Raw genomic sequence first — 13,217 nt, forward strand, 5'->3', positions numbered from 1 at the left:
TATGAAACGGTATACTACTTATTCCTTTTGCAGAGTAACCTGGCTGGTCGCAGTATTGCTGATGAGCATACTGAGCGTACGTGCCCAGACGAATATCAGTATAGGCGCAGGGACCTTCGGTAATGAAGAGAGCTGGTATCCCTGTCCTTTGCAGGATTATTATGATGGGGCCAGGGCGCAATACCTGTACAAGGCATCTGAGCTACAGGCGGCCGGTATGGGCGCAGGTGTTATCAGCGCACTTAGTTTTAAGGTGCTGAACCTGCGTGGCGGAGGATTGATAGAAAACTACACTATTAAGATAGGTACCGTTTCAGCCTCTCAGTTAAACCAGACTACCTGGGAAACTGTGAGTAGTGTGGTATATGGCCCTGCCATGTATCAGCCCGTAACCGGTACAAATACTTTTGCGTTTGCTGCCAATTTTACCTGGAATGGTATGGATAACATTGTAGTGGAAATATGTAACGGGGATAACAGTGGTGAAACGAGTGATCAGAACCCCGAAGTACAGTATACTACTAATCTGCCTTTTAATGCTTCACATACTTACAGGGCTTATGGCGAGGGTAACCTTTGTGCTACTACGAATACAGCCAATACCGGTACTTTAAGTAACCGCCCGGATATTGTGTTTGCATGGACAGCCGCAGCTGCCTGTACAGGTACACCTGTTGCAGGTACGCCTGTTATAGATGCTTCTGAAATATGCACTACAGGTAAAGTAAACCTCTCCCTGAGTGGCACTACGATTGCTTCCGGTTTAACATTCCAGTGGCAATCATCTCTGGATAACAGTACCTGGTCGAATATCACCGGTGCTACAACAGGTAGTTATACTGCTACACAAACCGTTAACACCTGGTATCGTTGTGTTGTAAGCTGTGGTGGATCTTCTGTTTTTTCTGCCAGTGTACAGGGCGTATCACCTTCTCCTGTAAGTGGTACTTTTACTATTAACAGTGCAGTTGCTACAGGTGGAAGTAATTTTCAGTCGTTTAATGATGCTGTTAACTTTATCAAATGTGGCATCAGCAATGCAGTTGTATTTAATGTAGTAACTGCCAGTGGCCCTTATAATGAACAGGTGGTGATCCCGGCTATTCCGGGAGCATCTGCTACCAACACTATTACTTTCAATGGTAATGGCAATAATATTCATTATTTATCTGCTATTAGTACAAGTCCGGCTGTTATAAAACTGGATGGGGCAGATTATATCATCATCAACGATCTGGATATTAAAACAGATGGTAGTGGTTACAATGAATATGGATTTGGTATTCATCTGACGAATGACGCAGATTTTAACATTATCAATAATTGTAGGATTACATCAGACCTGTTATCCGGTTCGCAGAACTTTGCTGGTATTGTTATCAGCGGAGGTAATTTCCTGACGGATGAAAATTCAAAAAGTGATAACAATACCATCAGTAATAACACTATTACGGGTGGCTATTATGGTATCACGATGTATGGTAACCTGGTAGATGCAGCTGGTAATAATAAGATCATCAATAATACTATTCATGATTTCCATCATGGAGGTATCAATGCGCAGGGCACATTTAACCTGTTGATAGAAGGAAATGAGATCAGTCGTCCTGCACGTACCACCACCTGGCAGTTTTATGGCCTGTATCTTACCGGTCTTAATACTAAGCTGAACGTTAATGGTAACAGGATCAGTAATCCTTATGGTGGTACTCCTGATAATCTTGATTACTGTTTTGGTATTGATATAGAAAGTGCAGGAGCATTGCCGGGATTGGAAAATGTGATCAGCAATAACCTCATTTATAATTTTACTGCCGGGGGGAATGCGGAAGGCATTCATGTGTCTGCCTGTAATAATGCCTGGTTCTATCATAACACGATAGCGTTGGATGGTGCCAGCACTGCTGCTACTTACACAGCTTACGGTTTTTATGTAGATCCCTATTGTGGTGGTATCAACTTTAAGAACAACATTATTCATGTCACCAGGGCTGGTGCCGGTAAGAAGTATGCACTATATGTGGAAGCTGATCCGGGTACTGTAATCGCTGACCACAATGACTACTACATAGCTAACTCTGTACAGCAGGGTGCTACCGGTTATTATGGTGCTGCTGATTATCAGACACTGGCACAATGGAAAGTTGCTTTTGGCGGGGATGCTACCTCTGTTGCAATGAATCCTTTGTTCTTTGATGTGACTGCCGGTAACTACATGCCGCAGAACAATTCACTGAACGATCAGGGTGTATTTGTAAATATTACCAAAGATATTACCGGTGCTGTACGTAGTACGACCAAACCGGATGTAGGGGCCTATGAGTTTACACCTCCTGCATGTACTGCGCCACCAACGCCTGGTACTACTATTTTATCTGCCAACCCTATTTGTGCGAATACACAGGTAGTACTGGGATTAACAGGTAACTCAATAGGAGTGGGACAAACTTACCAGTGGCAATCTTCTCCCGATGGCGTTACTTTTACTTCACTGGGCGCTGTGATGGATGGTTCGGATACTACCATTACCGGAACTGTTTCTACTTATTACCGTGTAGCATTAACCTGCAGTGGTAATGCGTCCTATTCTACCCCTATACTTTTAACAGTAAATCCACCGGTACCAACTGGTGTGTATACCATTAACAAAGGAGCTGCTGCCAGTGCCACCAACTATGTGAGTTTCACGGCTGCCAGTCAGGCCCTGCAATGTGGTATTACCGGTCCGGTCGTATTTAATGTAGTGGCTAATTCCGGTCCTTACAATGAGCAACTGATACTGGATAGTATCAAAGGCAGCTCTGCGGTGAATACTGTTACATTTAACGGTAATGGTAACACGATAGCGTTCAGCTCCATTAATTCATTCGAACGTTCAGTCATCAAACTGAGAAGTACAGACCATGTGATTATTGATAGTCTGGTGATAGATGCTACAGGTACCGGTACTTATGGATATGGTGTGCAGTTGTTGAATAATGCTGATAGCAACGTTGTAAGCAGATGTAAGATTACTGTGCCCACTGTTTATAATAGTGGAAGTGAATATACAGGTATCGCTATCACAGGTGCCGAAGATTATGCCGGGTCTACGGGTTCTAATTGTGATGGTAATACTATCAAAAATAATACGATTACCGGTGGTGATGGTGGTATTACGCTGATGGGTTATTACGCTGGTATTATTAAGGGTAACACGATCGCCAATAATGATATCCGCGATTTCTACAGAGTTGGTATTTATATCACCGGAGTTTCCAATACATTGATTTCCGGAAATAAAATAAGCAGACCTACCCGTACAGATCTTAACAGTTTTGTTGGGATTGTTTCTGATGGTCATAGCGGCCTGGTGATAGAGAACAACAGGATCTTTAATCCATGTGGCGCAGATCCTTCTGCTTATGCCAGCTTTACCGGTATTGAAATGGATCGCTCTGATGATAACAATCCAACGGAGAATGTGGTAAGGAATAATGTGATCTACAATGTTAATACAACCGGTAGCATTGATGCTATCTATACAAATGGTTCAGACAATACCCTTTACTATCATAATACTATAGATGTTAATCTTCCTGCTGTTGCTAACACCAGTGGTGTGAATGGTTTTGTACTTTACGGAGATGTAACAAGAATGATCATCAGGAATAATCTTGTTCGTATTACAAGAGGAGGTACAGGTGAGAAGACGGCGATGAATGCGATGAATAAAGTGGATGGTATCACGCTTGATAATAACAACTACTCTGTAAAAGGCGGTGTTGTTAATTACATCGGAAGAACGGATAATATCGCTTATACCACATTAGCCGGCTGGAAAGCAGCAAGTCTGCAGGAAGCACATTCTACCAATGTAGAACCTGTATATGCAGATGTAACCAACGGTAATCTTGCTCCTGTTATTTCTCCGCTGGATAATACAGGTACACCTGTTCCTGTTAGCAAAGACATTAATGGTGTAACCAGGAGTACTACCACTCCGGATATGGGCGCGTTTGAAATCAGTATTCCGGCATGTGCTGCTCCTCCGGTAGCTGGTACTACAGTTGTTGTTCCGGCTACAGGTGCTTGTTTAGGAGACAGTGTGAAACTGAGTTTAACAGGTAACACCACGGGTGGTACACAAACTTACCAGTGGCAGAGTGCAAAATCTGCAACGGGTCCGTGGACAGACTTTGGAGATCTGCAATATATTCCTGAAACAATTATAGCGCTGACGTTTAGCAATTACTTCCGTTGTGGCGTGACTTGTGGCGGTACTACCGTTTACTCTGCTCCGGCCAGTGTGAATATGAATGCAGCGTTCCAGTCGGGTTTCTATACGATCAATCCTGCATTACCTGCGGGTGTGACCAACTTCCAGACTTTCAACGCTGCAGTAGCGGCACTGGAATGTGGTATTACCGGTAATGTGACCTTCCTGGTATCTCCGGGTACTTATAATGAACAGGTGAGGATGCACCATGTAGCAGGTTCCGGTGTGAATGCACGTGTGGCTTTCACCAGCGCTAACAATGATGCAACTTCGGTTACACTCACTTACGCAGCGGTTGACCCAGGCGATAACTATGTACTGACACTTGACAGTGCTGACTACGTTACTTACAATGCTATCACACTGAAGGCAGATGGCCCTGATTACGGAAGGGTGATCTATATGGCAGGTGCTACCTCTCATGACAGCTTAACGAATAACACCATCATTGCTCCGGTAGCTACATTCTCTACTCCTGATATCGCAGGTATTTATGCAGATCAGTTTACAGGTATCGATAACGTAATCAAGGGCAATACCATTCAGAATGGAGACAATGGTATATGGCTGGCTGGTGTAAATCAGCAGACTTATTACCATGATCATGTCATTGACAGTAATAAGATCTCAGGTGCTTATTCAAATGGTATCTATACGATGCTGAGCAACCACCTGAAGATTAATAATAATACAGTGGATCTGAATGCACCGGGATACGGCGTTTCTGGTATTTTTGTTCAGTATGGAGACAGTATCTGTACTGTTACTCATAACCACATCACTATCAATAATGCGCACAGCCCTGCATACGGTATCAACTTTACTTACAGTGGCGCTTCGATTGCAGGTTCCGGTTCCATAGAAGGAAATACTATCCTGGCCTTGAACGGTAATACCAGCGATTTGTATGGTATCTATACGGGTAACAACCAGTTCCTGAATGCAGTGAACAATGTGGTGAGCATTAAAACCACCTCTTCAGTAGCCAGTGGCTTGTATGTGCAGGGGGAAGAAAATGCGAGCTATACTAATAACAGCATTTACAATACGTCTCCTACCAGCGGTACAAAAAATACAGCTGCTTACCTGAGACAAAGTAAGCCAACTGTAGTAGTAAGGAATAACATCTTTGCACATGGAGCAGGTCGCAGAGCGTTGTATGTATATAATTACCAGTATGAAAATACGGACTTCAATACGCTGTATACTACTGGAACGGTGCTGGCTTCTACCCGTACTGCGGACTATGCTTCCTTACCCGCTTTTGTTGCGGCTACCAAACAGGAACAGCATTCCATGGTGTACAAACCAGCGTTTGTAAGCGCCAGCGACCTCAGACCGGATGTGACAAGTACAGATGTATGGGCTTTGAATGGCCGTGGTGTACAGGTTCCAGGTAACAATCATGATTTCAATAACCAACTAAGGCCAACTACATTAGAAACAGGCGTACCGGATATGGGCGCATTTGAATTTGCTCCCACTTCCGTACCTGTTGCATTGACAGGCATACCAGCTATACCGGTTGCAGGCAGTACACAAACATTTATGTTTGGTTCTGATACGGTAGCTACCCTTAAATGGGATGCAGCGAGCGCTATTCCTTCTGCTATCACTTTACAGCGTTATACCGGTACTGTACCAACGGGATTATCTCCTGCTGCACAGTACATGTACTTCTATACCAATGTAAATGTAACCGGCAGCGGCGCTTACAACTATACGCTGAAACAGTACTATATGGACCCATGGCAGGGTACTGTGAAAAATCAGTCGCTGTTACAACTGGGCAGAACAGATGCTGCTGATAAATGGATAACAGGAGATAGCAGCACGGTAAATGATCCCGCTAATTATCTCACAGAATCCAAACTCAGCTTCTTAGGCAAATTTACCGGTCTGGTAGACAGTGCAAGAGCAGTAGTGCCGGTTGTGATCTCTCCTGCGGATAGTTCCAACACAGGTACCCGCTTCTGGGTAGGTTATGGTCATCACGAATACTTTACAGAGAACAATGCACAGAACATGGTATTGTACCTGAGTGCTGCGAATGAAGATGCTGATGTAACCGTGAAGATCAATAATACCAGCTGGATAAAAACATATCATATCCCTGCGAATACCGCTATCACAAGTGACCTGATTCCTAAACAGGGTCTTGAAGATGCGAGGTTACTGACAGAAGGGGTGTCTGATAAAGGCATCAGTATTGAAAGTACCAAACCGATTGTAGCATACGCACATATTTATAGTCATGAATCATCAGGAGCTACCATGTTATTACCGGTAGGTACTTACGGATATGAATACTATGCATTAGGGTATAATCAGTCTTACAGTTATCTCGATTACTCCTGGAGTTATGTAGTAGCTGACCAGCCGAATACACTGGTAGAGATTACCCCATCCGTACCAACAGAAGGTGGTCATCCGGCAAACGTACCGTTCACAGTAGTATTAAATAAAGGAGAGATTTACCAGGTACTGGGAGCAAGAATAGGTGGTGGCCTTGGCTACGATATCACTGGTACCAGGTTCAGGTCTGTATCCAATGCTTCCGGCAAATGTTATCCTATTGGTGTATTCACCGGTAGCAGCCGTACCAGCATCAGCTGTGCAGGCAGTGGCAGCGGTGGTAACGGTGATAACATTATCCAGCAGAACTTCCCTTCTCAGGCATGGGGCAAACGTTATCTGACAGCGCCTACTTCTACTGATGAAGATCCGGGGGTACTGATGGGCAATGTGTACCGTGTACAGGTAAAAGACCCTGCTACAGTGGTGAAGAGGAATGGTACCGTGTTAACAGGACTGATCAATAACCGTTACTATCAGTACAACAGTACTACCGCAGATTATATTCAGGCAGATCAGCCCATCATGGTGGCTCAGTACATGGCTTCATGGACAGAGTGTTTCAATACCGGTGGATATGGAGATCCTGAAATGATTTATCTGAGCCCTATTGAACAGGGTATTAAAAAGACAGGTTTCTATCGTAATACACAGGAAAGCATTGAGGCTAACCTGCTGACGCTGATCATCCCTGATGGAGGTGTATCTACACTGAAGATTGATGGTAGCAGCACATTCGACTATACTTACAAACATCCTGCATTGGCTGGTTATACGGTAGTCGTAAAACGTTGGGATGCTGAACAGGCACAGAGCAGCGTACAGAGTGATTCTGCCTTCACTGCCATTACTTACGGTCTTGGTGAAAACGAAAGCTACGGTTACAATGCCGGTACGCTGGTGAGGAACCTGAACACAAGAACATCTATTACAAATACAAACAGCGACAGTACTTCGGTGAGCGATCACACTTGTGCCAACACACCTTTCAGGTTTACATTTATCGCTACACAAAAACCAGCATCCATTGTATGGGGTATTAGTCAGGTGAGCAATATTACTCCTGCAACAGATGTAACACAAACCAATCCTGTTCCGGTTGATTCATTTGTAGCCAACAGCAGAAAGTACTATCGCTTTGCCATTAAACAGGATTATACTTTCACTAAAGCAGGTACTTATTATGTACCGGTAACAATGATAGATCCTACACTGGAAGGTTGCGATAACAAACTGGTTACTTATTTACCAGTCACTGTAATTGCTGCACCGGTAGTGAGTTTCACTTATGCCTTTAACGGTTGTGTAAGTGACTCCGTAAGGTTTAAAGGAATGGCAGTTACCAGCAATGCTGCTGCGATCAATAAATGGAGCTGGGCATTTGGAGATGCTGCTACCAGTCTGTTACAGAATCCTGTTCACCTGTATGGTAACGGTGGTACTTACGCTGTGAACTTTGATATCATCGCAGCAGATGGTTGTACCGCGGATACGACTGGTAACATAGTAGTAAAAGGACCTGCTTCCGGTATACTGACAACGGACTCTATCACCACATGTATAGGAACTGCTGCTTCCTTCTCTGTACAGAGCCCTGCTACCGGTGTAGACTATAACTGGTATGATGCACTGACCGGTGGTGCGCTGGTTGGAACAGGCAGTACGCTTAATATCAGCGCGGCTAATGTTACTGCTACTTACTACCTGGAAACAATAAAGGATGGTTGTCCTGGTCCAAAACGCACAATCGCTAAACTGGTGGTACTGCCACTGTTAACGGCTCCTGTTGCACAACTGGATTCTGCAGGTGTGAACACGCTTCGTTTCAAATGGGCAGCTGTTCCTAATGCTACCGGGTATGAAGTCTCTACAGACGGATTGACCTGGACATCAGTAAGTGGTCTGTCATATACTATCAGCGGATTGAAACCTTCTCAGGAAGTAACGCTGCACATCAGAGCATTGGGTTGTGAAACGGTGAATGGTGCGAATGTGAGTGGTACTACATTACTGGATGGTATCTATATCCCGAATGTGTTTACTCCGAATGGTGATGGTGTGAATGAGACGTTCAAAGTGTATGGTTATATCGTGAAAACGATACACCTGATGATCTTTGACCAGTGGGGTGAGAAATTGTTTGAGTCTGATAGTCAGGACAGAGGATGGGATGGTGTCTACAAAGGAAAACAACAGCCTTCCGGAGTGTACATGTATGTATGCAGGCTGCAATTGCTGGATGGAAGTACTGTAGAAAAGAAAGGCATTATCAACCTCATAAGATGACATTAGTAAAACACATAACACCTGTTGTTTGCCTCCTGCTGATACTCAGCGGGATGGCAAACGCACAGGAGCTTTCCAACAAAGGAAAAGAATTCTGGGTAGGGTACGGGCATCACCAGTTTATGGAACCCGGTTTAACCAACACACAGGAAATGATCCTTTACCTGAGCGCTGAAGAAGCGGCTAATGTAACGGTAATGATTGAAGGTACTGCCTGGACAAGGAGTTACAGTATTCCTGCCAATACCGTTATCCCTACCGCACTCATTCCCAAAAGCGGACCTGATGATGCGCGTCTGGTTTCATTGCCGCCTTCATACGGAGGTACTGGAGGAGAAGGTGTTTTTACAAATAAAGGGATTCATATAGTAAGTGATGTTCCCATTGTAGCCTATGCACATATTTTTGGAAGTGCCTCTTCGGGTGCAACTATGCTGATGCCGGTCAATACCTGGGGGTACTCTTATATTTCATTAAACAGTCAGCAGCATTATGCGGATAACTGCTTTTCCTGGATGTATGTAGTGGCCAAAGAGAATAATACGGTGGTGGAGATTACACCTTCTGAACTAAGCCGTAATGGTCGTCCTGGTGGCGTTCCTTTCACTGTTACATTGAATAAAGGAGATATTTATCAGTTGATAGGCGCTTCGCTTGGTAGTGGGATAGGAAGGGAGTTAACAGGTACTACGGTAAAATCTTTAGGTAATTCAAATGGCAAGTGTTTTCCGATAGCAGTGTTTTCCGGTAGTAGTCGCACGGCTATTTCCTGTCCCGGTGGAACAGGCAGCAGTGGAGATAATAATATGCAGCAGGTATTCCCTTTCCAGGCATGGGGTAAAAGATATCTGACGGCTCCTATATCCGGTAGAACGGCTACCAGTTATCAGACTAATCTGTATAAAATTGTTGTAAAAGATCCTGCTACTGTTGTAAAAAGGAACGGGGTGGTACTGACAGGATTAACCGCTCATTCCTGTTATGAATTTCAAAGCAGGACTGCGGATTATATAGAATCTGATAAACCGGTATTACTGGCGCAGTTCATGTCTTCTATGGATGCTTGCCCTTATACAGCGGACATTGGAGACCCCGAAATGATTTATATAAGCCCGATAGAGCAGGCTACCAAAAGAGTGGCATTCTATCGTAATACAAAAGAAGTAATTGATATAAACGGGTTGATCCTGATCATCCCGGATGCCGGATTGACTTCTTTAAAAATAGATGGTAATAATACTTATGATGTGTCTTATGCTCATCCTAACTTACCCGGTTATACGGTAGTGGTAAAAAAATGGAAATCTGCGGATGCACAATGTATCGTACAGAGTGATTCTTCTTTTAATGCGATTACTTATGGGCTGGGTTCCTTTGAGAGTTATGGTTACAATGCAGGTACTTATATCAATAATCTGAATGCAATAGGACAGATCCATAATACACTGGATACGTCTGCTACACAAAATGCTTACACCTGTGTAAACACACCGGTAAACCTTTCCGTACTCTTCACTTATCAACCTGTTAAACTGGTATGGCAGCTGAGTAAAACAGCTATCACGCCAGGTACGGATGTGGTTGATAATGCGCCTGTGTCTACTGCTCAGGTGAATATAAAAGGAGTGATATTCTATGAATATTCATTACCGCAGTCTTACCAGTTTGCTGCTGCAGGTTCTTATGATATTTCTGTATTGTCTACGGCCCCGCACATTGAAAATTGTAATAACACCGAAGAAATTATTTATACGATAACAGTAAAAGGAAAACCTGCTGCTGTTGCTTCTTATACAAACGGATTGGGTTGTGCCTATGATTCTGTTCATTTTAACGGAACAAAGACAGGGAATGGCTATAATATTAATCGCTGGACATGGGATTTTCCTGTTAAGAAAACAGATGGTATAAACACTACACAGTCGTTTGCTGCCGGTACTATACCGGTAAAATTAACAGTTGTTTCTGGTGAAGGTTGTGTGGCGGATACTTCTTTTAATGTGGATGTGTATCCTGTTCCTCATGCAGCATTTTCTTTGAATGATGTTTGTCAGGGTTTACCGGTAACGGTTACTGATCAATCAACAGGTGTGATAAATAGCTGGAACTGGAATTTTGGAGATGGTACAACAGTGGTGAAAAATGTGGCAGATCCTTTTGATAAGATATATGCCACAGCGGGTACTTTCCCTGTGAAATTACTGGTGACAAGTGATCATAGTTGTGTAAAGGATACAACTATTTCTATAGCTGTACATGCCACACCGGTAGCAGATTTTACTATGCCAAAGGCGGTATGTATGCCGGAAGGGAAAGCCACTTTTACCAATATCTCTAAAGTATCTGATCAATCTCCTTTATCCTATCAGTGGAATTTCGGAGATGGCAGCAGTCCTTTAAATGAGATCAATCCTTCACATATATATGCCACTGCTGGTAATTACGGAGTTAATCTGCGGGTGAATACTTCTTATGGTTGTACAGATGATACTACGAAAGCATTAAAAGCATTTTATGAGAAACCTGTAGCAGATTTTGCTACAGCAGCAGATACTTTATGCCAGGGTGCGGATAATGCTTTTACAGATAAGAGTACAGCGCTGAATAGTACAGTACAGGAATGGGCATGGGATTTTGGAGATGGTACGAATGATAATGTACGTAACCCGGATAAACGTTATACGCAACCAGGTAACTATACGGTGCAGCTGGCAGTGACCAGCAGCGCAGGTTGTATCTCTGATCCTGCCACACAGGATGTAAGAGTGTTCCTGCAACCAGTGATAGATGCCGGCCCTTCTTTCACGGTGGAATATGGCACTACGGTACAGTTTCAGCCGGTAGTGAATGATGTAACAGGACTTACTTTCAGCTGGACGCCGGCGATAGAACTGACATCTTCTACTGTATTGAACCCTCAGTTAATTGCTTTACATGATGAAAAATATACGCTTACGGCAACGGGGTTGAGTGGTTGTACTGCCAGCGATGACATGGAAGTGAAAGTGTATAAACCAGTGAAAATTCCCAACGCGTTTTCTCCTAACGGCGATCATATAAATGATACATGGATGATCACAAACCTGGCCGATTACCGAAACAGTACTGTAGAAGTCTTTAACCGCTATGGGCAGTTGGTGTTTAAATCGACCGGGTATGATCGCCCATGGGATGGAATGTACAATGGTAACACGTTACCACTGGCTACCTACTATTATGTAATAAAACTAAAGGATGGATCTGCACCTCTGACAGGGTATGTAGTGATATTAAAATAATAAAAAATAAAATGCTGACATCATGAGAACTTTTACCAAAGCATTGTTGATGCTGATCATAGTGAGCCTGACCGGTAAAAAGCTGCAGGCGCAGTCAGACCCCCATTTCTCCGGGTATTACGTATACCCGTCCTGGTTGAATCCGGCGTTAACGGGCGTGTTTGATGGGAGCTACCGTTTATCGGGGATTTACCGTTCACAGTGGGGAAGTGTGAATAGCCCCTTTAAGACTTATGGCGTAGCAGCAGATGTAAAGACTAACAGCAATATTAACGTAGGTGGCAGCCTGTTGAATCAGGCAGCCGGTGATGGTGGGTATAATTATACAACAGCTTATGGTAGTGCATCATATACGGGTGTAAGGCTGGGCGATTTTGAACAGCACCGTATCGTACTTGGTTTACAGGCAGGATTTATACAGCGCAAGTTTGACCCCGCGAGGCTGCATTATGGTGATCAGTGGAATCCTATCACTGGTTATAATCCTGCAAATACTACCAATGATATGATTACTAAAACATCTTCGATGACATTCGATGCGGGCTTTGGTATTCTGTATTACAATGCGCAACCGGGTAAAAAGTACAACCTGTTTGGTGGTTTCTCTGCCATGCATCTGAACCGTCCGGCGGATCGGTTCAGCGCTACAGGTGATGCCAGAATACCCGTTCGTTATACGGCGCATGGTGGTGTGCGTGTACAGTTATCAGAACTGTTCACCCTAACACCTAACGTATTGTACATGCGTCAGGGAACAGCACAGGAGAAGATGCTGGGGGCTTTTGGCAGTTATAAATTATCTGAGGAAACAGACCTGATGCTGGGTGCTAACTATCGTTTTAAAGATGCCTTTGCATTGTATACAGGATTCAATTATAAGAACGTAATGCTGGGACTGAGTTATGATGTGAACTCATCAGACCTGGGTAAGATCAGCAGGGGAAGTAACAGTTTTGAGCTGTCGATTTCCTTCATAGGCAGGAAGAAGCTGAAAACACCGGCAGGTGAATTTGTTTGTCCAAGATTATAAAAATTACAAC

3 protein-coding genes are annotated in these 13,217 nt (G+C 43.7%); all 3 read left to right on the forward strand.

Annotated elements, in window-relative coordinates; all coding sequences use genetic code 11:
* The first annotated feature begins 1 nt into the window (after position 1).
* From BMW86_RS15280 to BMW86_RS15290, 3 genes are read left to right on the forward strand one after another with little or no spacing between them, the layout of a single operon-like run.
* Positions 2-8,899 (forward strand): right-handed parallel beta-helix repeat-containing protein, encoded by an 8,898-nt coding sequence (locus tag BMW86_RS15280; RefSeq protein WP_089782591.1) that lies wholly within the window; start codon positions 2-4, stop codon positions 8,897-8,899.
* Positions 8,896-12,177: a PKD domain-containing protein gene (locus BMW86_RS15285; protein ID WP_089782592.1), complete on the forward strand. Its 3,282-nt coding sequence runs from the start codon at positions 8,896-8,898 to the stop codon at positions 12,175-12,177. Before BMW86_RS15280 ends, BMW86_RS15285 begins: the two co-directional genes overlap by 4 nt.
* A gap of 22 nt (positions 12,178-12,199) precedes the next feature.
* Positions 12,200-13,207 (forward strand): PorP/SprF family type IX secretion system membrane protein, encoded by a 1,008-nt coding sequence (locus BMW86_RS15290; protein WP_089782593.1) that lies wholly within the window; start codon positions 12,200-12,202, stop codon positions 13,205-13,207.
* Positions 13,208-13,217 lie beyond the last annotated feature (10 nt).

Source organism: Chitinophaga sp. YR573 (genome assembly GCF_900110995.1).
Taxonomy (GTDB): domain Bacteria; phylum Bacteroidota; class Bacteroidia; order Chitinophagales; family Chitinophagaceae; genus Chitinophaga.